At 54.9% G+C, this 21,745-nt stretch carries 19 protein-coding genes; all 19 read right to left on the bottom strand.

Annotation, left to right across the window (positions count from 1 at the left end; translation table 11 throughout):
- Positions 1–8: 8 nt before the first annotated feature.
- The 19 genes from waaF (WC515_02015) to ilvB all read right to left on the bottom strand — a co-directional run bounded on the left by waaF (WC515_02015) (position 9) and on the right by ilvB (position 21,740).
- Positions 9–1,034 (bottom strand): lipopolysaccharide heptosyltransferase II, encoded by a 1,026-nt coding sequence (gene waaF / locus WC515_02015; protein ID MFA5146141.1) that lies wholly within the window; start codon positions 1,032–1,034, stop codon positions 9–11.
- A complete protein-coding gene (locus WC515_02020) occupies positions 1,022–1,840 on the bottom strand; it encodes a polysaccharide deacetylase family protein (GenBank protein MFA5146142.1) in 819 nt (272 codons plus the stop codon). The genes waaF (WC515_02015) and WC515_02020 overlap by 13 nt, the downstream gene beginning before the upstream one ends.
- Positions 1,827–2,942 (bottom strand): glycosyltransferase family 4 protein, encoded by a 1,116-nt coding sequence (locus WC515_02025; GenBank protein ID MFA5146143.1) that lies wholly within the window; start codon positions 2,940–2,942, stop codon positions 1,827–1,829. The genes WC515_02020 and WC515_02025 overlap by 14 nt, the downstream gene beginning before the upstream one ends.
- On the bottom strand, positions 2,939–5,041 hold the full coding sequence (waaF, locus tag WC515_02030; GenBank protein ID MFA5146144.1) for a lipopolysaccharide heptosyltransferase II: 2,103 nt from the start codon (positions 5,039–5,041) through the stop codon (positions 2,939–2,941). Before waaF (WC515_02030) ends, WC515_02025 begins: the two co-directional genes overlap by 4 nt.
- A gap of 17 nt (positions 5,042–5,058) precedes the next feature.
- Entirely contained in the window at positions 5,059–6,999 is a 1,941-nt protein-coding gene (locus tag WC515_02035) for an ELM1/GtrOC1 family putative glycosyltransferase (protein ID MFA5146145.1), read from the bottom strand.
- Entirely contained in the window at positions 6,959–8,014 is a 1,056-nt protein-coding gene (gene lpxK / locus WC515_02040) for a tetraacyldisaccharide 4'-kinase (GenBank protein MFA5146146.1), read from the bottom strand. The genes WC515_02035 and lpxK overlap by 41 nt, the downstream gene beginning before the upstream one ends.
- The gene (locus tag WC515_02045; GenBank protein MFA5146147.1) at positions 8,011–9,318 is read right to left on the bottom strand and encodes a 3-deoxy-D-manno-octulosonic acid transferase; all 1,308 of its coding nucleotides are present in this window, start codon (positions 9,316–9,318) and stop codon (positions 8,011–8,013) included. The genes lpxK and WC515_02045 overlap by 4 nt, the downstream gene beginning before the upstream one ends.
- An 18-nt stretch (positions 9,319–9,336) precedes the next feature.
- Positions 9,337–10,212, bottom strand: a complete 876-nt coding sequence (xerC, locus tag WC515_02050; protein MFA5146148.1) for a tyrosine recombinase XerC — start codon at positions 10,210–10,212, stop codon at positions 9,337–9,339.
- Positions 10,209–12,194: a type I DNA topoisomerase gene (gene topA / locus WC515_02055; protein ID MFA5146149.1), complete on the bottom strand. Its 1,986-nt coding sequence runs from the start codon at positions 12,192–12,194 to the stop codon at positions 10,209–10,211. The genes xerC and topA overlap by 4 nt, the downstream gene beginning before the upstream one ends.
- Positions 12,195–13,106, bottom strand: a complete 912-nt coding sequence (dprA, locus tag WC515_02060; protein ID MFA5146150.1) for a DNA-processing protein DprA — start codon at positions 13,104–13,106, stop codon at positions 12,195–12,197.
- Between the two features lie 11 nt (positions 13,107–13,117).
- Entirely contained in the window at positions 13,118–13,429 is a 312-nt protein-coding gene (locus WC515_02065) for a hypothetical protein (protein ID MFA5146151.1), read from the bottom strand.
- Positions 13,426–13,950 (bottom strand): shikimate kinase, encoded by a 525-nt coding sequence (locus WC515_02070; protein MFA5146152.1) that lies wholly within the window; start codon positions 13,948–13,950, stop codon positions 13,426–13,428. Before WC515_02070 ends, WC515_02065 begins: the two co-directional genes overlap by 4 nt.
- 109 nt (positions 13,951–14,059) lie before the next feature.
- The gene (aroC, locus tag WC515_02075; GenBank protein ID MFA5146153.1) at positions 14,060–15,184 is read right to left on the bottom strand and encodes a chorismate synthase; all 1,125 of its coding nucleotides are present in this window, start codon (positions 15,182–15,184) and stop codon (positions 14,060–14,062) included.
- An 11-nt stretch (positions 15,185–15,195) separates the two neighbouring features.
- Positions 15,196–15,969: a prepilin peptidase gene (locus WC515_02080; GenBank protein ID MFA5146154.1), complete on the bottom strand. Its 774-nt coding sequence runs from the start codon at positions 15,967–15,969 to the stop codon at positions 15,196–15,198.
- Positions 15,970–15,993: 24 nt separating this feature from the next.
- A complete protein-coding gene (gene aroE, locus WC515_02085; protein MFA5146155.1) occupies positions 15,994–16,845 on the bottom strand; it encodes a shikimate dehydrogenase in 852 nt (283 codons plus the stop codon).
- 51 nt (positions 16,846–16,896) lie between these two features.
- Positions 16,897–18,405, bottom strand: a complete 1,509-nt coding sequence (locus tag WC515_02090) for a 2-isopropylmalate synthase (protein ID MFA5146156.1) — start codon at positions 18,403–18,405, stop codon at positions 16,897–16,899.
- A gap of 10 nt (positions 18,406–18,415) precedes the next feature.
- Positions 18,416–19,405, bottom strand: a complete 990-nt coding sequence (ilvC, locus tag WC515_02095) for a ketol-acid reductoisomerase (GenBank protein MFA5146157.1) — start codon at positions 19,403–19,405, stop codon at positions 18,416–18,418.
- Between the two features lie 104 nt (positions 19,406–19,509).
- Positions 19,510–20,025 (bottom strand): acetolactate synthase small subunit, encoded by a 516-nt coding sequence (gene ilvN, locus WC515_02100; protein ID MFA5146158.1) that lies wholly within the window; start codon positions 20,023–20,025, stop codon positions 19,510–19,512.
- Between the two features lie 38 nt (positions 20,026–20,063).
- The gene (gene ilvB, locus WC515_02105) at positions 20,064–21,740 is read right to left on the bottom strand and encodes a biosynthetic-type acetolactate synthase large subunit (GenBank protein MFA5146159.1); all 1,677 of its coding nucleotides are present in this window, start codon (positions 21,738–21,740) and stop codon (positions 20,064–20,066) included.
- Between the last annotated feature and the right edge of the window lie 5 nt (positions 21,741–21,745).

Raw genomic sequence — 21,745 nt, forward strand, 5'->3', positions numbered from 1 at the left:
CCCAACCCCTAACTCCCAGCCAGCATGCTTTCCGCCTCGCGCAACACGTCCTCGACGAGGATCGCGGCCATACAGCGGTTGTCCGTACACGAAAGGTCATAGCATGGGATATCGCATCCTTCGTGGCGCGAGATCACGCGGTAGTTCCCCTTTCCGTAAGGCCCCGTTATCCCGGGGGATGTCGGACCGAAGAGCGCTATGACCTTCGTCTTCATGGCCACAGCCGTATGCATGGGCCCTGTATCGTTCGCCACTACAAGGTCCGCGCGCTCCAGCAGCGCGCCGAGGCCCTTCAGGGTAGTCCCCCCGCACGTTATTATGATATCATGCTTTACCATTTCGCTTATCTCTTCGGCAAGGACTATATCCTTGGTAGCGCCGGCAAGAGCGACCTTTACACCATATTTATCTATCAACAGATCGGCCAGCCGTGCAAAATTCTCTTTAGGCCAGCGTTTCGGCCCCCAGTTCCCTCCCGGGCACATCACCACAAGGAGATCTTTATCTGCCACGCCTTTCTGCCTCAGCAGGTCTTTAATGAAACTTCTGTCGGCATCGCTTATGAAGAATTCGTAGGAGTTGTCCCGCGCCGCTATGCCGGATGCCCTTGCTATATTAAGAAAATATTCGACCTTATGTGTTTCCTCCGCGGGCTCGTCCACCACCTTAGTGAGGAAGGCGGACCGGCGTTTCGCGGCATAACCCACCCTTTCGCGGACTCCGGCAAGCATGGTCATCACGGCCTTCGTGACGGACCTGTGCAGTATGAACGCCGTGTCAAAATGGGCGGCGCGCAGCGAAGATATAAGCCTGAGCTTGCCCGGAAGGCTCCTGTGGATCCCCTCTTCATCGTATATGATTATCTCGTTCAGCCTGGGGTTGCCCTCCAGCACCTCGGCGCACCTCGGGTGAATGAGACATGCGATATGGCTGTCCGGGCAGGCCTCGCGCACGGCCCTTATGAAAGGGGTTGAGAATATCACGTCACCGACCCAGTTGACGTTTACGATCAGTATTTTTTTTACTTTTTCCATAATATATAGGGCACGTTCTTATAATCGTTCTGCACCACCCTGAAGAAGGCGTGATAACCCGAAAGCTTTATCCGGAAGACAAAAAGGTTATTGGCCGTCGGCGATATCCTCACCCTCTTTATCTCATACTGGTCATAGGATTTAGATATGCTCTTCGGCTTCGTAGCGAATGCCGCTTCATAACCGGCCGCGCGCGCCGCTTGCTTCACCCGCTCGTCATAACCGCCCATAGGGTAGCAGAGAAATCTTATCTTTTTACCGAGGCGCGCCTCAAGGACATCCTTTGACACTGTAAGCTCCCTCTCCAGGTCGGCATCGCCGAGGCCGGTAAGCCACTTGTGCGATAAGGTATGGCTCTCTATATCGACTATGCCCGAATCCGACATCTCTTTCACTTCATCCCAATCCATGAAATTCTCTTCGCCTACCAGCCCGGTCACTACGAATATGGCGGCAGGTATGCCGTACTTCTTCAGTATGGGATATGCGTAGTTGTAATTATTTTTATACCCGTCATCGAATGTGATGGCAACGGTATTTGCCGGCGGCCTTTTTTCTCCGTTCATGAGGGATACCGCCTCTTCGATGGGGACGACGTTGTACCTCTTGTCGCGGAGATACTTCATCTGCTTTTCGAAGATCTCCGGGGAGATGGTCATCCTGTCGCTCGTGTCAGTGGTATAACCGACGGAATGGTACATAAGGATGGGCAAACGCCAGATCGAGGCAAAGAAGATATTTGCCAGGACGGCAACGGCGATCCCGAAAAGCCCGATGCCTGCTATAACTCGTTTACGGAACCGCATTAAGGCCTCCCATTTCGCCGTAAAATTTACGGACCTTGTCGGCCATCGTCTCGATAGAAAATCTCCCGCGCACGGTCTCTCCGGCCGCACGGCCTATCCGTACACCCATAGCATGGTCGTCCAGCAACATGCCTATGGAATCGGACAACTTCTTCACATCTCCTGCGGGGAACAGTATACCGTTCTCTCCGTCCCTGACTATATCCGATATCCCGCCCACATCCGAGGATATGCACGGCTTGGCGTGGGCCATCGCCTCCAGAAGCGCAAGCCCAAGTCCCTCCTTTACGGACGGGAAGACGAAGATATCCATGATGGCGATATATTTCGCCGTATCGGACCTGGCGCTTATCAGATACAAAAGATCGTTTACCCCGAGGACCCTTGCAAGCGTCTTTATATTATCCTCGTCCGGCCCGTCCCCTATTATGACCCCCTGCACGACCCTGCCGCGCGAACGCAACTCCGCTATCGCTTTTACAAAAAATTCGTGGCCTTTGACAGGAGAGACCCTGCCTATGGTCCCTATGAGCGGCAGCCCTTCCTTTATGCCCAGGACCCTTTTCAGGCCCTCGATCTCCGCGCCTGAATAGACGTTTGAAGACCTGTCGATGTCGATGCCGCTGTATATGAGCTCTACCCGCTCCGGGGCCACCCCGAAATCTTTGACGAGGCTATCGCGCACCGAAGGGCTTATAGCGATCACTCCCTTACCCCAGAAATCGAATAACCGCCTGCCGATCCTTTTCTTGAAGAACCCGTGGCATGTGCTGACATACGGGATTTTCGCGCGCCGCGCGGCAAAGAACGAGGCCACCTGCGAAACGCGGGTATGAGCGTGGACTATATCTATATCCTCCTCCCGAATGATCCCGGCGATGGCAGGAATGGCGCGTAAGACCTTCGGACCGAATTCGAATTTTGTCTTCAGGTCAACGGCTATGTGCCGGATGCCGGACCTTTCCAGCTCTTTCATCATAGTGCCGCCGCCGGATGCCACGATGCACTCCACGCCTTTCTTCTCAAGCGCCTGCGCCAGGGAGACGACATACTTGGAGACGCCTCCTATGTTCAGATGCGTTGTGACATGCAGCGCTTTCATTGTCCGGACCTTTCTAAAAATTTCTTTACCGCCCCGAATACCTCGTCGACCGTTATCTTCTTCATACATCTGAAATTTTTTGCGCATCTGGGGCTGTAACACGGGCTGCATTTGACCTCATCGCTCCTGCAGATGACGGCGCAATCTTTTGAGGGAGGGGTGTGCCTCACGGGGTCGGTCGGGCCGAAGAGCGCAACGAACGGCGTCCCTACCGCCGAGGCGATGTGCATCGGCGCCGAATCCGGCGTAACGTATACGGCGCACTTTCTTATAAGGCTTGCCAGCTCCAGTATATCCGTTTTCCCTGCGGCGATCACCGGCTTTGTCCTGGCCATCCTCGATACCTGGGCGGCGATATCTTCATCTCCCCTGTTCCCGGTAAGGACGACCCTTATATTGAACTCCTTCGCAAGGCGATCGCACAATTCGCTTATGTAAGCGGGAGGCCAGTTCTTGCTGAGCCACCGGGAAGATGCCCTCACATGTATGCCCACGATCCGGCTGCCCGGGCTGGTCCAGCTCTCTTTGAAGAGCTCCTCAATACGTTTTTCATCGGCTTCGGAAGGCCATAGCTCCAGGGTCTTATTATCGGGCTTTATCCCCGCCAGCTTCAGGACCCTGAACTGGTGCTCTATCGGGTCCAGGTACGGGGCATCGTCTTTTATCCGGCGGTTAAGCAGAAAGGAGAACTTACGGTTATCGTACCCGTATCTCAGGGGCCCATACGACAGGAATGCCAGCACGTGGCTCTTCTTGCTGTTCTGGAGGTCTATAACGATGTCAAAACAATTTTTCCTGAGCTCCCCGCCCAGCCGTAATAATCCGCCTATACCGCGGTCCCTTCCTTTAAGATCGCAGACGATCTTATCATCTATGTAAGGACAGCCGTTCAACGCCTCGCGCGATTCGCGTCCCACAAGGACCTTTATGCGCGCGTCGGGGAACCTGGAGCGGATCGCCCGGAGCGACGGTATGCTCAATATGACATCACCCAGGGCGCTCATCTTTATCACGAGTATATTCTTCGTCTTAAGCGCTTCTTCGTATACGGCGACCGTCCCGGTCATCATGTCGCTTAAGGCATAATGTCCCTCGACATTCTTTCTCCCCTCCAGGGCAAGCTTTATCCATGATGCCCTGTCCGAATACAACCGGTACATCTTCTCGGCCATATCTTTCGGGTTCAGCGCGGATGTGAGCAGCCCGTTCTTACCGTCTTCGATTATATCGACCACCCCGCCAACCCTGGTCGCCACTACCGGCACTCCCGAGGCCTGTGCCTCTATGATGACCCTGCCGAACGCCTCCGGGGTCACCGTAGCCGATACGAGGAGATCGAGATCTTCCATCACCTTGGGTATATCATGGCGGGCCCCTGAAAACTCTATAGTCCGGTGAAGCCCAAGGCGCCTGACCAGCAATTCGAGCTCTTCCTTATACTTCTCTTTGGGCGCCTCGCCGACTATCAGCGCCTTGAGCTGCGGGATCTTCCGGTTGAGTATAGAGACCGCCTTTATGAAATCGGCGTGCCCTTTCAGCGGGGTTATCCTGGAGACCATGCCTACCGTAAACCCTTTAGGATGCCAGGAGACGGGGTCCCTGAATTTGAACCTCTGCACGTCTACGCCGCGGGGTATCAGGCGTATCCGTTCACGCGGTACGCCGAAGTCCGACGCCATATGTTTCGCCATTATATTCGATGCCACTATCACGTACCGCCCCCACCCCATCACCTCGCTCAACGGGTGTTTTTTGTAATGGCCGTGTGCCGTCGTGATAAAGACCCTGCCCGTGATACGGCAGGCAAAGAATGCGATCAACGCCGGCACCCTGGAACGGGCATGGACTATATCTATATCCTCGTTCCGTATGATATCCGACACTTCCCGGATCATCCTTAATATGTTGAAGACCGACTTCTTGCCCACCGGGAGAGTATAGTGGCGCGACCCGGCCGCATCCAGCTCTCTCACGAGCCTGCCGCCGGATGAGACCACGATGGCCTTATGGCCGTTCCGGACCAGATAACGCGCGAGGTCGACCGTTCCCGTCTCCACCCCGCCCACATCCAGTGCCGGCAATATCTGAAGTATGTTCATATTCGGCCTACAGCCCCTTATAATATCCTGCGTATAGCTTCGGATATCTTTTCTTTATCGTTCACCTTCTTGACCGGGACCGGGCCGAGCCACGCATCTCCCATGGTGCCGCATAATTCCCCGGGCTTCGCTACGGAGATGTATCCTTCCAGCGCCAGGGCCCGCAATGCCTGTTCGTGTTTTACGGGTCCCTGTCTCCTTTTATCGAGCTCGAAGACCACGGTCCTCTTTCCCGCGCTTATGGCTTCCGATATCATAGAGATGGATTCCCCGGAAACCGCCACCGCCTTACTCAGATGCAATATACCGCCTACCGCGGAATCGATATTATTTTCGTTGGCTATCACCAGCAGGGCGCACCGGCGGTCTCCCCCGAGGCGTTCCCTGAGAAGACGGTCCACGCCGGGAGGCGTCCTCCTCGAAGTGGTCACTAAAAGCCTCGCCCCATGCGCATCACAAAATCTGAGAAGCTCATCCGTTACCTTACCGATCATCTCAGGCGTCAATATGAATTCCGGCGTGTCTCCGCCGATCAGCAGACCCGCGTAATTTCCGTCCGCGGGCAGGGCCATCGCCGCGGAAAGCCGTTTCCCGCACTCCGCGAGCGACTTCTCGTCTATCAGGTTCGGGGCGATGACCGTAGAGACGACGTTGGGCCTATGCGGCATCCCGTCGTGCCGCGGCACAAAGAGGGCGCTGAATTTCCCGGCGCCCAGGAATGAAGGCTTCATCACGGCAAAATTCCGGGCATTATTCTCTCTGGCCATGAAGACGTTCACCGGGGAAGCGGACGAACCGCACGATACGACAAAATCCGCATAAACGGACATCAACTTATCATAGGAATCTCTTTTGAGGAAGCTCCTCATGCATCGCATACAGCCGTGGCACCTCCAGGTCGAGGACGCGGCACAGAGGGTCAGGAGCATCCTCGAAAGCCTGCTCTTATACTGCACGTCGACAGTGACGATCGCGGTATCTTCGGGCCGGTAACCGCGTTCCGCCCTGAGCTGCCTTATCATGAGGGCTATGGCCAGCGACTGGTTGAGATGGCCGACCCGCCCGTCGTTCAACACCAGGACCGTTTTTACGGGGGTGGATTTCCATCTCTTGTGCAGCCATAACCACTGGTCAGGATATTTACGGACGTACGATTCGAGCAAACTCGCGAACCTTTGGGCGTTATCCTTTACGTCTCCGGAAGACGCATCCCTGAAATCTATATATTTTTCGAGAAATAACTTGTGGTAAGGGCCTTTCTGCCTGACGATAAAATTGGGCAGGACTACGGAATCCGTCCTCTTCGCTATCTCCATAGGGCCGGAGTGGCTTGAGGTCGGACGGCCGAAGAAGTCGACGAACATGCCCTGCTTGCCTGCATCCTGGTCGGAGAGTATGCCTACCATCTTCTTTTCGTAGAGGGCGCGTATCAGGTTCTTGGTCGACATCCCTTTGCGGATGACCGTGCACCCCTTCGACTCCCTGAGCCGGTTCAGTAGCTCGTTCACCCGTTTCATCTTCTGCTCCCTTGCCAGGACCGATATGGGATATCCTTTTATGGCGCTCACGAGACTGGAAAGCTCCCAGCAGCCGAAGTGTGCCGTCAAAAGCATCGTGCCGCGCCCTGAGACGGCGGCATCGTCTATCCTCTTCATGTTCACGACTTCAACATAGGTATCTACGTATTTCTTATCCACCTTGGTAAGGTTGAGTATCTCCACGAATGTCTGCAGGAGGTTCCGGTAAACACCCTTTGTGATGCGCCTCAGCTCCGCCGGCCCTTTCTCCCCGGCGAACGCCGCCTTAAGGTTCGCGTACGCTATCAGACGCCGTTTCTTATTGAAGAAGAACGCCGCATCGCCGATCCGGCGGCCGAACCACAGGGCGGCGCTTATGGGGATGATGCTGAATATCCTGTTAAGGATTATTATGGCTACATACGCTATGTAATCGAGCAACGAGATCCTCCTTACCTGAAACGAGCGACATCTCCACCGCCAGGACCATGACGCGGCAATCGGTTATATAGAGGCCGAGCCGTGTCAATTTGACGAAGTCCTTTTCGGTGGTCACGATACAGTCGAATTTCCTCTCACTGCACCGTTTCGCGATGTACTTCATGTCCCTGTCCGTATAATTATGGTGGTCGCCGAAACGCAGGTGCTCAACTATGCCGGCGTTAAGGTCTTTTACCGTATCTTCGAAGTAGCCGGGGTCTCCTATGCTGGAGAGGAGCATCACCCTCTTCCCGTTCACGCTTTCGAGTGGCACGTTATCCCTCTTCTTCACATCATAAAAATATTTAGGCGTGTGGACCGCTTCCAGGAAGAGGATCCCCTCTTTCACCGGTCTTATCTCCGACTTTACCTTCTCAAGGTCGCATCTCGCTTTATTGACCTTTGTAAATACCACTATATCCGCCCTGGATAAGGCGCTCTTCGGTTCTCTCAGTATACCTCTCGGGAAGAGATGGCCGTTGCCGAACGGGTCCCTGGCATCTACCAGCACTATCTCAAGGTCCCGCGAAAGTTCCCAGTATTGAAATCCGTCGTCGAGGACAGCTATCTCGCTTCCGTAAAGCCGGATGGAGCGGTGCGCGCCCTTTACCCTGTCTTCGCCTACGATCACGGGCACATCGGGAAGCGCCTTCTTGAGCATGGCCTGCTCATCCCACCCGTATCCCCGTATAAGGACGCTCCCTTCCCTGCGCAGCGTCTCTTTAATAAGTCGGGAGAGCATGATCACAAAAGGCGTCTTGCCGGTCCCGCCAAGGGTGAGGTTACCGACGCTCACCACTTTCATGGGCGCTCTATGACTCCGGAATATGCCTGACCTGTACAATAGCGCCCTGACAAAGACCCCCGCCCCGTAACAGAGCGAGACGAGATACAAGAACCACTTGACGGGGACCGTCCAGAACGATCCCCTATCCGTCTCCGTCATAAGGGAATATATGAACGCGATGATATTCATAAAATATCCTGTTTAAAACGGCCCACCAGGGCCCGTATCACATCCAGGTTCTTATCCGTCGCTCCGCGATTCGCGAGGATCACCTCTTTTGCCTTATCGCCCAATCTTGAAATCTCGGCCTTGTTACGCAGAAGGAACCCGCACTGACGCAGGAGATCATCCTTATCCGCTACCTGGAGCGCCGCCTTTTCCCGCAAAAATGCCGATGCCACATCCCGGAAATTGAACATATGCGGCCCAAAGATCACAGGTTTCCCGAAAAGGGCCGGCTCTATGGGGTTCTGACCTCCGTGTCTGACAAGGCTACCGCCGACGAAGACGATCCCGGCAACAGAGTATATGTCGCGCAGGTCGCCGATGGTGTCGAGGAGGTAAACGAGTCGGGAGTCGGGAGTTGGGAGTTGGGAGTGTTGAGAATTGAGCAGAGAAGAGACGCGGACCGTATCAAAACCGAAACGCTTTATGACGGCCTCTATGGACGGGGTCCGCTCGATATGCCTGGGCGCGATCAGGAGCCGCAGGTCAGGAAAATTCCGGAGAAGGTCTTTAAAGACTTCCGTAACGGCCTCTTCCTCCCCTTCGTGGGTGCTGCCCGCGACAAAAAGCATAGACCCGTCTCCCAGGCCGAGAAGCGTCCTGATATCACCTGCCGGGGTCTCCTTACCCGCGGAGACCATATCGAACTTCATATTGCCGGTCACAAGGACCTTGTCTTCCGGCGCTCCCAGCGCCGATATCCTCTCTGCGTCAAGGCGGCTCTGCATGCACAGCATCTTTATCTTCTCCACGATCCCCTTCAAGAAGGCCCTGCCCAATCTGTATTTGCCGAAAGACCTGTCCGATATCCTTCCGTTCACCAGCACCGACGGGATCGACCGGCGATGGAGCTCAAGCAGCAGGTTGGGCCATATCTCCGTCTCCACCATTATGAAGAGGCGCGGGCGTATGAGATCGAGCGAGCGGCGGACAGTGCTCCTGAAATCGAGGGGAAGGTATAGGATGATGGCGTCCCCGGAAAAGGCCTTCAGGGCAGCCTTATTCCCGGCCCTCGTTATCGTAGATATAACTATCCCGTTCCCCGGGAATGCGCTCCTAAGGGCCGGTATGAGCGCCTTACAGACGGAAACTTCTCCTACGCTGACGGCGTGTATCCATATACGGTCCCTGCCGGACCCCAGCCGCCGGGCCTTTTGGGCATCATATACCCCGAACCTCTCACGGAAATCCCCGTGGAACTTTCCCCTGAATATGAGCGCGGGCAGATAGAATACCGCGAATATGAAGAACGCTATGTCGTAGAGCATCTCACCCGTTCCTGAATTTTACGCTCTCGGATGCGCCTTGTCGTATACCGCCTTGAGGCGCTCCGTCGTAACGTGCGTGTATATCTGTGTCGTCGACAGGTTCATGTGGCCCAATAGCTCCTGGACACTGCGCAGGTCCGCGCCGCGGTCAAGAAGATGCGTCGCGAATGAGTGGCGCAGCGAGTGCGGCGATATCGACTCCGCGATACTGCACGCGCGGATGTACTTGTTCACTATACGCCGGACGCTTCTATCCGTCAGGCGCCTGCCCGATTTATTGAGGAAGACGGCATCCTTATCCTTTACCTTTGCTTCCGCCTTTTTTGCCGCATATCGCCTGATGGCCCCTGTCGCCATCTCCCCGATCGGTACCAGCCGCTCTTTCGACCCTTTACCCAGGACCTTCGCTACCCCGCTTATAAAATCTACATCATCGGTATCCAGCCCGACAAGCTCGCTCACACGCATGCCTGTAGAGTACAGCGTCTCCAGGATCGCCCTGTCCCTCAACCCTGAGATATGGCTCACATCCGGCGCCTCGATAAGCCTGGCCATCTTATCGACATCCAGGAATGTCGGCAGTTTCTTGTCCAGCTTCGGGGTAGATATCGACGTTATGGGGTTGGTCTTTATGTACCCTTCCCTGTACAGGAACCTGAAGAGGCTCCTCAGCGAGGCGAGCTTCCTGGCTATGGTCGTCTTTGAATAGCTCTTTGCCCGCATCTCCGCCAGGAACCTGCGCAGGTCCAGGTGGGTTATATCCGTGATCTCTTTTTCACCCAGGAAGGAAGAGAAAGAATTAAGGTCTATGGTATAATTTATTATCGTATGGCGCGAGGCGTTCTTTTCGACCTTCAGATAATTTATGAATTTTTCGATGTGCCGTTGTATCATGCAGACGGTTCTTTTTCGGGAAGTTTTCTCGAGGTGTATTTACAGGCCGGGTATTTGGTGCACCCGTAGAACATGCCGCGCACGGAACGCCTCTCTATAAGCTCACCTGCGCAACCCTCATTCGGGCATTTCACGCCGGTGGTGATCGACTTGGCGTTCTTGCATTCCGGGTATCCCGAACAGCTCAAGAATTTTCCCCGCCTGCCCCATTTTATGACCATCGGCCGGCCGCACTGCTCGCATACCTGGTCCGTCTCGGTGAGCTCCTTCTTCATATCCTTCATGTTGATCTTCGCCGCTTCGACGGAATGTATAAAAGGCGAGTAGAAGCTCTTGAGCACGATCAGCCAATCGGCCTCACCTTCCTCGATGCCGTCCAGCTCATCTTCAAGGCGCGCCGTAAACTCCACATCGAGCACCTTCGGGAAATGTTCCATGAGAAGGCGCGTAACGATAGTGCCGAGCTCCGTAGGCCTGAAGTACCCGGAGTCGCGCCTCACGTAATCCCTGGAGACTATCGTCTGTATTATGGGGGCGTACGTCGACGGCCTTCCTATGCCGAGCTCTTCCAGCGCCTTCACCAGCGTGCCGTCCGAATAGCGCGGGGGCGGCTTCGTAAAATGCTGGCTGGGTATGAGCTCTACCAGGTCGAGCGGCTCGTCCACCGACAGTATCGGCAGTTTGCTCTTGTCGTCCTTCTCCTCCGCCTCGACCTCATAGACAGCGGCATAACCGTCAAAGAGGACCTTCGTCGCGCTCGCCTTGAAGAGATACTCGCCCGCCTTTATGTCGACCGTGGTCTGGGAGAGGAGCGACGGGGTCATCTGACTTGCGAGGAACCTGTTCCATATGAGCTGGTAAAGCTTCATCTGGTCGGGAGAGAGGACGTGCTTCACGGTGTTCGGATCTATCAGAGGCACGGTCGGCCTTATGGCCTCGTGCGCCTCCTGGGCCGACTTCTTCGACTTGTAAACATTCGGCACTTCCGGATAATATCTCTTGCCGAATTTTTCCAGTATATAATCCTTGGCCGCCTTCTGGGCCTCTTTCGATATCCTTACGGAATCTGTCCTCATGTAGGTTATGAGACCGACGCTTCCCTCTTTCCCTATCTCCACTCCCTCGTAGAGCGACTGGGCTATCTGCATCGTCCTGGCGCCGGAGAACCTCAATTTATTGAACGCCTCCTGCTGCAATTTACTGGTCGTGAACGGCGGATACGGGTTCTTCTTCTTCTTCGTCTCCCGGATATCGGAGACGACATATACTTCACGCTTCAGTGTCTCTACGGCGCGTTCGGCGTCTTCCTTACGGCATATCTCTATCGCCTTGCCCCTGTACTTATCGAGTTTTGCCCTGAATCTGTCCTTTTCGGAATCGGCCCTCCTCTTAAGGTCCGCCTCTATATCCCAGTATTCCTGCGGCTTGAAGAGCTTTATCTCATCCTCGCGCTCGACGATAAGGCGGACGGCGACAGATTGGACCCGCCCCGCGCTAAGGCCCCTGGAGACCTTCTTCCAGAGGAGCGGGCTCAGAGTATATCCGACTATCCTGTCAAGTATGCGGCGGGCCTGCTGGGAGTTCACAAGGTTCATGTCGATGTCCCGCGGGTGCTTGAACGCGTTGACCACCGCGTCCTTCGTTATCTCGTCGAACGTCACGCGATAGAACTTCTTCTCCTTATCCTTCAGGGCATTACCTATATGCCAGCTTATCGCCTCGCCTTCCCTGTCAGGATCGGCAGCAAGGTATATGGCCTTCTTATCCTTCGCCTCTTTCTTAAGCGCCGACAGGTTCTTCTTCCTGTCGGATATCACTATATATTCCGCCTTGAAATTGTTCTCGACGTCTACTCCCAGCTTCGACTTGGGAAGGTCTATTATATGCCCCATGCTGGAGACGACCAGGAAATCTTTTCCAAGGAATTTATTTATCGTCTTCGCCTTCGCCGGCGACTCCACTATAACAAGGTTCTTTGCCATTTAATCTCCCTTTTTTACGAATTGTTTCCCGGGCAGCTCTTTGACCATGCGTTTCAACTGAAGCCCCAGGAGCGCCTTCGACGCCCTGGGCGCTACCAGGCGCGCTTTTGCGATTATATCATCTATGTAGAGCGGTTCGTCCGACAGGACCCTGTATATCTTCCTTTCATCGTCCGTCAGAGAATTATAAAGATATGCCTTCGTCATCCTGGCTATCGCCCCGCCCTTTTCCGGTCCCGCCTCGCCGGAAAGCGTTTTAAGATCAGGCACAGAAAGCTCTTCCATGATATCGTCTACGGAGACCGCCATCCTGGCGCCGTCTTTTATAAGTTCGTTCGCGCCCGCGCTCGTACGCGACGAGATCTTGCCCGGAACGGCGAAAACGTCCCGCCCCTGTTCCAGCGCGAAGTTCGCGGTTATGAGGGCGCCGGAGTTGCGCGCCGCCTCTACCACCACGACACCGAGCGACAGGCCGCTTATTATGCGGTTACGCTGCGGAAAGTTGCCCGGGAGCGGCGCTACGTCATCCTCGAACTCCGTCACGACAGCGCCATGCCCCGCGATCCGGCCGTAAAGTTCCTCGTTCTCCGGGGGATAGATGTTGTCATGGCCGCTCCCCATTACGGCAACGGTACGCCCTCCGGCCATAAGAGCGCCTCTATGGGCGGCAGAATCTATCCCGCGCGCCATACCGCTCACTACGGTCACTCCCCGGACCGCCAGTTCATACGCAAGCTTTTCGCACGTCTCGATGCCGTACGGGGACGCCCTCCGCGAACCGACAAGGGCCACCGCCAGTTTATCCTCCGGTAGAAGCGTCCCGTTCACGTAGAGGACCTTCGGTGGATCATAAATATTCTTAAGGTTCTCGGGATACTCCGGGTCTGTAATTCGAATCTTCTTAATTGTCATTACCCAGCCACTTACTTCCTCTTCACGATAAGCCCGAACGCCACCCAGCTCGCCAGCAGTATGACAAGGGTGGCCCCGATCCCGTTCAGGGTCAGTATATTACGCTCCAATCCCGCCTTTTCGCGCCTGAATATATCGAGGAGATACTCTTCCTCCGAATTCTTGAACACCTTATCGGCCTTCGCCTGTTTGACTATTATCGCCCTGGCCCTATCCTCTACCGCCGCCTTCCTGTGAAATAAGGGGACCCCGATCAATACATAATTGAACGCAAGCACGAGAAAGAGGGTCGCTCCTATCCATATGCGGGTCTTCCGTATCATTCCTTTGTCTCCTCCGGGGCCCTGGTCACCATCTCCGCTATCCTGTCCACCGCCTGGCGTATTGTGAGAGAGCCCGTATCGACGGTGAAGTCCGCCCTCGCGTAGAACGGCCCGCGCTTGGCGAGGAGATCCCTTATCTTGCGCTTCGGGTCTTCCACGTTGAGAAGAGGCCTGTGTTTGTACTTCTTCGTCCTCTTCATTATCGTCTCTTCGTCCGCTGTGAGACATACGACGAGGCCGTTAGACTTCATATTCGCGATGTTCTCTTCCCGCATGACCGCGCCGCCGCCGGCGTCTATAACGACGTTCTCCATGCCGGAGACCTGCGCTATGATACGGCTCTCGACCTCCCTGAAATACCCCTCTCCCTGCCGGGTGAATATCTCGTTTATGGTACACTTCTCCTCTTTCTCAATGAGGTCATCGGTAGAGATATAACGCATATTGAGCTTGCGCGCGAGCGCCGTGGCGATCGTCGTCTTCCCCGTTCCCATGAATCCTATGAGTATAATGTTCTTCAATTTTTCAGCTTTCAGCTTTCAGCTTTCAGCTTTCAGCAGCTATCAGCCTGCCTGACGGCAGTCAGGTTTTTGTTTTAGCTGATAGCTGTGAGCTGACAGCTGATAGCTCTTACGTCCTCTTCACCTGCTCCAAATACCCTTCATAATTCCTCTTCATCTCAGCGATAGAATCGCCGCCGAACTTCTCCGTCATCGCATTGGCGACCTCAAGCGCCGAAACCGCTTCACCGATAACGCCCGCCGAAGGCACGGCGCATATATCCGAACGCTCCACCGCCGCCTTGAAGGCGGCCTTCGTCTTTATATTAACGCTGGAAAGGGGCTTCCTGAGCGTCGATATCGGCTTCATCACTGCCTGCATTACGATAGCTTCGCCGTTAGTCATACCGCCCTCTATACCGCCGGCGTTATTGGTCCTCCTGCAGAAACCGTCTCTCTTATCATAGAATATCTCGTCATGCACTATCGAGCCCCTGCGCCTGGCGACTTCGAACCCTATGCCGAAGCTGACACCCTTTACGGCCTGGATGGACATGACGGCGCGCGCGAGATTTGCGTCGATACGCCTGTCCCACTGCGTGTAACTGCCCAATCCCGGGGGGACACCCTCTATTATGATCTCAAAGACGCCGCCCAGCGTATCACCCGCCTTGAGAGCGTTATCTATCTCCGCGCACATAAGACGCGCCGCATCGGGGTCCGCACAACGGACGATCGAACGCTCCGACATCGTGATGATCTTGCCGAGTGACATGCCTCTGGCGTCGGACTCCACGGGCCCTATCATTATAACGTGGCTCCCTACCCTGATACCGAACTCTTTCAGGAGAGACCTGGCTGCCGCTCCAGCCGCCACCCGCGCCACCGTTTCGCGGGCGCTTGCCCTCTCAAGCACGTTCCTGGCGTCCCGGAAACCGTACTTAAGCACACCCCCGAGATCGGCATGGCCCGGCCTCGGCTCCAGCACCGCGGGCAGTCTCTCTATCGACTGGTCGACATTCTTTATCATCAGGGCTATGGGGCTGCCGATGGTGAGACCCCTGCGCATGCCGGATAATATCTCCACCTTATCCGACTCTATGCGCATCCTCTTACCGCGGCCATATCCGGACATGCGCCTTGCGAGTTCGTCATTTATCGCTCTCTCATCTATGCGCAATCCCGCGGGCATGCCGTCGATTATGGTGAGCATGCACTTGCCGTGCGATTCACCTGCGGTCAAATATCGTAGCATAATCGCCTCCTTTAAACTCCGTAGAACAACATCCCGATTATTCTTTCCCCGAAAAATATAGCTATGAGCACGGCTAATGAAAGATACGGACCGTACGGTATCGTCTCCGCCCCGCGTTTTATCTTCATGATGATACCGGTTATCGAACCGAAGAACGGCGCTATGAAAAATGCGAGGATCACAAGCTCCCACCCGAGGAATGCCCCCGCCATCGCCATCAACTTAACGTCTCCGCCGCCCATCGCCTCTTTTTTGAATACCATCTCACCCAGAACTCCCGTGAGGTATATCGCCCCTCCGCCGGCTAAGGCGCCTGCCAGGGACTGCAAAAGGCCGCGCCACTTGACGCTCTCGCCGAAAAGGGACGGGAATAATGCCGAGAATATTATGCCCGCCGCAAAGACGGATATCGTCACCTCATCCGGTATCTCTTCGATCTCGAGATCGACGAATGTGGCTATTATAAGAGCTGACGTTAAGAGTGAATATGCAAAGAACCTCTCGTTTAAGCCGAATTTCAAAAATAACGCCGTTATGAGCGCCGCGGCAATGAGCTCTACAAGAAAATACCTGAAAGATATCGCCTGGCTGCATGCCCTGCATCTTCCTTTCAGCAACAGATAGCTGACGAACGGTATGTTGTCATACCAGGCTATCCTTGTACCGCACTTCGGACAGTGGGAAGGCGGCATCACTATCGATTGGCCTTTCGGAAGGCGGTATATACATACGTTGAGGAAACTCCCCACCACCGCCCCTATAACGAATACGAATAGATTAACCATCCCCTATCCCCTATACCCTATACCCTAACTTTGCTTACTCAGCTCTTCCCTCAGCGCTCTGCGCATCACACCGACCGGCGCCTTCTTCCCTGTCCATATCTCGAAAGCAATAGCGCCCTGATACAGGAGCATACCTGTCCCGGTAAGGGCATGGAGTTTCGCTTTTGTCGCTTCGGCTACAAGCGCGGTCGTCTTACGGTTATATACAAGATCATATACATATAACCCCGTATGTAAAAGATCCTTATCAACCGGCGACGGATCCCCTTCCTTCATCCCCACAGGGGTAGCGTTTATCAAGAGATCCGCCCCTTCTATGGCCCGCTCAAGAGACCCTTTGACTATATGCAGCCGCTCAACGCCGTAATACCCGCTGTAATGGGCCTTCAGGTCTTCGCATCTCTTTCCGTCGACATCATATATGAATATCTCTTTCGGGCCGTTCCCCAGATACATGGTAACGGCCGTCGCCGCGCCGCCCGCGCCCAGTATCAGTATCGTCTTGCCCTCCGGCTCGAACTTCAACTCCTCCACCAGAGACCGGTAGAAGCCCGGACCGTCCGTATTGAACCCTTCCGGCTTACTGCCGGTGACCTTTATGGTATTGACGGCGCCGAGGCGTTTCGCGTTCTCGTCCAGCACGCCGTGCCTGGCTATATAATCCTTTGCCCCTATCTTATGCGGTATGGTGACGTTGATGCCGGATATCTGTTCCTTATCGAGAGATCCGAGGAAATCTTCAAGCTCGTGGGGTGCGACATCGAAGGTCCGGTACTCGGCGTCGATGCCGGAGGCGCGGAAAGCCGCATTCTGCATCGCCGGTGACAGCGAATGCTTTACCGGATGGCCTATTATTCCGTAGATCTTACTTGTCATATCGGCTCTTACCGCACAGGCCCGGGAGCGGGACAAGGGGGAACCGCGGGCTCATTTTCCGCGGACGAGTTTGTTCGCGGCATTTATGTACGCCTTGATGCTTGCCTCTATGATGTCGGTGCTCGCCCCTCTTCCCGAAACGACCCTTCCCTTGGACCCTATCTTGACCAAAACCTCACCGAGCGCGTCCTTCCCGCTTGTGACGGATCGTATCTGATAGTCGAGGAGCTTTCCGCCGATCCCGGCGATCTTGTCGATCGCCTTATAGCAGGCGTCGACCGGGCCGTCGCCGCTCGAAACGGAGTCCGTATTCTTGCCGTTGAACCTGAGCGTGACGTTCGCGGTCGGCTTGACCTCGTCCCCGGACGACACATGAAAATGGACGAGCTTGAACTTCTCCGGGATCTTGCTTATCTCCTCGTCTATTATCGTCTCGAGGTCCTCGTCGAAGATCTCTTTCTTCTTGTCCGCCAATTTTTTGAACCTTTCGAACGCCTCATCTACCTGCTCTTTTGCGAGGTCTATGCCCAGGCGCTTGAGCCGCTCGACGAAGGCATGTCTTCCCGAATGTTTGCCGAGCACTATCTTCGACTCTTCGAAACCGACATCCTCCGGCTTCATGATCTCGTAGGTTATGCGTTCCTTCAATATGCCGTCCTGGTGTATCCCGGATTCGTGCGCGAACGCGTTGGAACCGACGATGGCCTTGTTCGGCTGTACAGGCATCCCCGTCAGCTTAGAAACGAGCCGGCTCACCTTGTATATATGCTTCGTATTCACATCCGTATGGATGCCCCGGAAGATATCGGACCTCGTCTTTATCGTCATGACTATCTCTTCAAGCGAAGCGTTACCCGCGCGTTCCCCGAGCCCGTTCATGGTGCACTCGACCTGGCCTGCGCCGTTCAGGACGGCCGCGAGAGAATTTGCCACGCCCAGCCCAAGGTCATTATGGCAGTGTACGCTTATGACGCATCTATCGATATTCGGGACGTTCTCTTTTATGCCCCTGATAAGATCGGCGAATTCAAAAGGCGTGGCATACCCTACCGTATCGGGTATGTTCACCGTTGTCGCCCCTGCGTCTATTACCGCCCCGACCACTTTATAGAGGAACTCCCTCTCCGTGCGGGACGCGTCTTCCGGAGAGAATTCTATATCGGCGCATCTGGACTTTGCGTACTTTGTGGACGCTACCGCAAGGCGTAATATCTCGTCTTCGGCCTTCTTCAATTTATACTTCATGTGTATCTTCGACGTGGCGAGGAAGAGATGGACGCGCGGCCGCGCAGAGTGCTTTACCGCGTTGACGGCGGCATCTATATCCTTTTCGATGCACCGGGCCAGGCCGCAGATCACGGGCCCCTTCACATGCCTGGCGACGGCCTTCACCGCCTCGAAATCGCCCGGGCTCGAGATAGGAAAACCCGCCTCGATCACGTCTACACCCAAAACGGCGAGCTCCCTGGCGATCTCGAGCTTCTCGTTTATATTCAAGCTCGCCCCGGGCGACTGCTCACCATCCCTCAATGTCGTATCGAATATTATTATCTTTCCCATGCTCTTACCGTTATTTCATCCACGGCATCATCTTCCTCAATGCCGCCCCTACCTTCTCTATCGGATGATCGTCTTCCTTTTTCATTATGCTGTTGAAGTTCGGCCTGCCCTCTTCATTCTCCTTTATCCACTCGCGGGCGAATTTACCGCTCTTTATCTCTTTCAGTATCTTCTTCATCTCCTTGCGTGTGCGCTCTGTTATTATGCGTTTCCCGCGGGAGATGTCTCCATAGCAGGCAGTATTGGAGACCCTGCGCCTCATACCGCTTATGCCCGTCTCCTGTATAAGATCGGTTATCAGTTTGAGCTCATGCAGGACCTCAAAATATGCTATCTCCGGCTGGTAACCTGCCTCCAGCAGAGTATCGAACCCTGCCTTGATCAGTTCGCTGGCACCGCCGCACAGCACCGCCTGCTCGCCGAAGAGGTCCGTCTCCGTCTCTTCGTCAAATGTCGTCTCGATGACCCCTGCCCTGGTACCGCCGATACCCTTGGCGTACGCCAGGGCCGTCTTCATGGCATTCCCTGTGGCATCCTGGTAGACCGCCACAAGACACGGCACCCCCTTCCCCTCCTCGTACATCCTGCGCACGAGAGCGCCGGGCCCCTTTGGCGCGATCATGAAGACATCTATCTTCTTCGAGGGCTTTATCTGCTTGAAACGTATATTGAACCCGTGCGAAAAGACGAGGGACTTGCCCTTCGTCATATTCTTCGCGATGGCATCTTTATATATCTTTGCCTGAAGATGGTCCTGGGTAAGTATCTGGATGATGTCACCTGCCGCCGATGCCTCTTCCGCAGAGACGGGCTTGAATCCGTCCTTCACCGCCTGTTCATAATTTGGGGTGTTGGGAAGTTCGCTTACTATGACATCCACTCCCGAATCCCTCAGGTTAAGGCTCTGCCCGCGCCCCTGGATACCGTACCCTATCACCGCGACCTTCTTCCCTTTCAGGATATTCAGGTCCGCGTCCTTGTCATAATATATCTTCGCCATGTCTGATTCCCCTTTCTAACACCGTATGTCACCAAGTCACCATGTCACCAGGTCACAAGTTTTAAAGTCACTGGTGACTTTGTGACTTTGTGACTTTGTGACTCTCACTCGTTTACCTCGGGCTTGCCGTCTGCCTTCAGCCCCTTGTCCTCTATGCTCATAGCTATCCTGCCGGTCCTGACCACCTCCATCATACCGAAAGGACGCAACAGCTCAAGCAGCGCATGGATCTTATTATGGTCGCCGACCGCCTCCGCGCTTATAGACCTGGCACCGGCGTTGACTACCCTGGCGCCTACAGAATCTATCGCCTCTATCGCTTCTTTCCGGTTCTTGGCGGTGACGGACACTTTGACCATAACGAGTTCCCTGTCCACGAACTCACCCTCCTTAAAATCGACCACCTTTATTATATCGATCAGCTTATTCAGCTGCTTCTTTATCTGCTCAAGCGTCTTTTCGTCGCCTTCGACGACTATGGTCATACGCGATACGGCCGGGTCTTCCGTCTCTCCGACCGCGAGCGAATCGATATTATACCCGCGCGCGCTGAAGAGCCCCGCGACCCGCGCGAGCACACCGAACTTATTCTCAACCAATACCGATATCGTATGTTTCACTTTTTCCTCCAAACTCCTAACTCCCGACTCCAAACTAACTACGCCAGCCCTCCGCCTATCATCTTATTGATCGCCTCTCCTGCCGGCACCATCGGAAAGACGTTCTCCTCTTTCTCGACATGAAAGTCCAGAAAGACGACGTTGTCGGTCTTAAGCGCCTTCTCTATGGCGGGGCGCACCTCTTCTTTTTTGGTAACGCGTATGCCGCAGGCACCGTAACTGGCCGCCAGCTTCACAAAGTCGGGGCATCCGCCATCGAAACAGGTCTGGGAGTAGCGCTTCTTATAAAAGAGCTCCTGCCATTGCCTCACCATCCCCAGGCATGAGTTATTGAGTATCGCGACCTTCACCGGCAGCTTATTGATGACCGCCGTCGCGAGCTCCTGTATATTCATCTGTATGGAACCGTCGCCGGCTATATCGAAGACGGCCGCCTTGGGATCCCCGAGCTGCGCGCCTATGGCCGCGGGGAATCCATACCCCATGGTCCCCAGGCCGCCCGAGGATAACATCGTCCTGGGCTTTATGAACTTATAGAACTGGGCGGCCCACATCTGGTTCTGGCCCACCTCCGTTGCTATGATCGCCTCTCCCCCGGTCGCCTTCCATATCTCCTCAATGATGTATTGGGGGCGGAGCTTATCGTCGTCTTTATAGAAGAGGGGATGTTTCTTCTTCCAGTCATCTATCCTCTTGACCCACTCCTTAGTATCCGTCTTCTTCACCGTCTTCACAAGTTTCGCAAGGATGGTCTTAGCGTCCCCTACTATGGGGATATCGACATCGACATTCTTGGAGACGCTTGCCGGGTCTATGTCTATATGTATGACCTTGGCATGCGGCGCGAACGCATCGAGCTTACCGGTCACCCTGTCATCGAACCGCGCGCCGACCGCTATGATGAGGTCGGACTCCATGATAGCATAGTTCGCGTAAGCGGTACCGTGCATGCCGAGCATCCCGAGCGAAAGCTTATGCGTCTGCGGGAATGCGCCGAGACCCAGCAGCGTCATCGTCACGGGTATCTCGTTTTTGGTCGCAAGCTCGAATATCTCAGCGGAAGCGCCTGATATTATAGCGCCGCCCCCAACATAGAGAAGAGGCCTCTTCGAGTCCTCGATCGCCTTTTTGGCCCTCTTTATCTGCCCGGGGTGGCCAACGTAAGTAGGTTTATACCCGCGTATATCGACCTTTTCCGGATAGTGGAATTCCGTCTCCTGGACCTGGATATCGGACGGGAGGTCTATGAGCACAGGGCCGGGCCTGCCGGTCGTAGCTATATGGAACGCCTCTTTCACTATCCCGGCGAGGTCCTTGACGTCCTCCACAAGATAGTTATGCTTAGTTATAGGCCTCGTTATGCCGGTGATATCGGCTTCCTGGAATGCGTCATTCCCTATCAAGAACGACTTCACCTGTCCGGTTATCGCCACCATCGGGATGGAGTCCATGTAAGCGGTCGCTATGCCCGTGACAAGGTTAGTCGCGCCGGGGCCTGAGGTCACGATGCAGACCCCCGGTTTCCCGGTAACGCGCGCATATCCGTCGGCCGCGTGCGCCGCACCCTGCTCATGCCGCGTCAGGATAAATCTTATCGGGGCATCATACAGCTGGTCGAAAACGGCCAGCACCTGGCCCCCGGGATAGCCGAATATCACTTCGACCCCCTCTTTCTTGAAGCACTCTATCAGTATCTTTGCGCCTGTCATTTTCATAAAGT

Source organism: Candidatus Omnitrophota bacterium (assembly GCA_041650805.1).
GTDB lineage: Bacteria > Omnitrophota > Gorgyraeia > 2-01-FULL-45-10 > 2-01-FULL-45-10 > JBAZKM01.

Bases quoted from the DNA above. Each gene is read 5' to 3' on its own strand.
- topA (MFA5146149.1), bottom strand. From the start codon at position 12,194: ATGGCAAAGAACCTTGTTATAGTGGAGTCGCCGGCGAAGGCGAAGACG.
- WC515_02080 (MFA5146154.1), bottom strand. From the start codon at position 15,969: ATGGTTAATCTATTCGTATTCGTTATAGGGGCGGTGGTGGGGAGTTTC.
- WC515_02020 (MFA5146142.1), bottom strand. From the start codon at position 1,840: ATGCGGTTCCGTAAACGAGTTATAGCAGGCATCGGGCTTTTCGGGATC.
- waaF (MFA5146141.1), bottom strand. From the start codon at position 1,034: ATGGAAAAAGTAAAAAAAATACTGATCGTAAACGTCAACTGGGTCGGT.
- WC515_02025 (MFA5146143.1), bottom strand. From the start codon at position 2,942: ATGAAAGCGCTGCATGTCACAACGCATCTGAACATAGGAGGCGTCTCC.
- waaF (MFA5146144.1), bottom strand. From the start codon at position 5,041: ATGAACATACTTCAGATATTGCCGGCACTGGATGTGGGCGGGGTGGAG.
- dprA (MFA5146150.1), bottom strand. From the start codon at position 13,106: ATGACAATTAAGAAGATTCGAATTACAGACCCGGAGTATCCCGAGAAC.
- WC515_02045 (MFA5146147.1), bottom strand. From the start codon at position 9,318: ATGCTCTACGACATAGCGTTCTTCATATTCGCGGTATTCTATCTGCCC.
- WC515_02090 (MFA5146156.1), bottom strand. From the start codon at position 18,405: ATGGGAAAGATAATAATATTCGATACGACATTGAGGGATGGTGAGCAG.
- aroC (MFA5146153.1), bottom strand. From the start codon at position 15,184: ATGCTACGATATTTGACCGCAGGTGAATCGCACGGCAAGTGCATGCTC.
- aroE (MFA5146155.1), bottom strand. From the start codon at position 16,845: ATGACAAGTAAGATCTACGGAATAATAGGCCATCCGGTAAAGCATTCG.
- xerC (MFA5146148.1), bottom strand. From the start codon at position 10,212: ATGATACAACGGCACATCGAAAAATTCATAAATTATCTGAAGGTCGAA.
- ilvB (MFA5146159.1), bottom strand. From the start codon at position 21,740: ATGAAAATGACAGGCGCAAAGATACTGATAGAGTGCTTCAAGAAAGAG.
- lpxK (MFA5146146.1), bottom strand. From the start codon at position 8,014: ATGAATATCATCGCGTTCATATATTCCCTTATGACGGAGACGGATAGG.
- ilvC (MFA5146157.1), bottom strand. From the start codon at position 19,405: ATGGCGAAGATATATTATGACAAGGACGCGGACCTGAATATCCTGAAA.
- WC515_02065 (MFA5146151.1), bottom strand. From the start codon at position 13,429: ATGATACGGAAGACCCGCATATGGATAGGAGCGACCCTCTTTCTCGTG.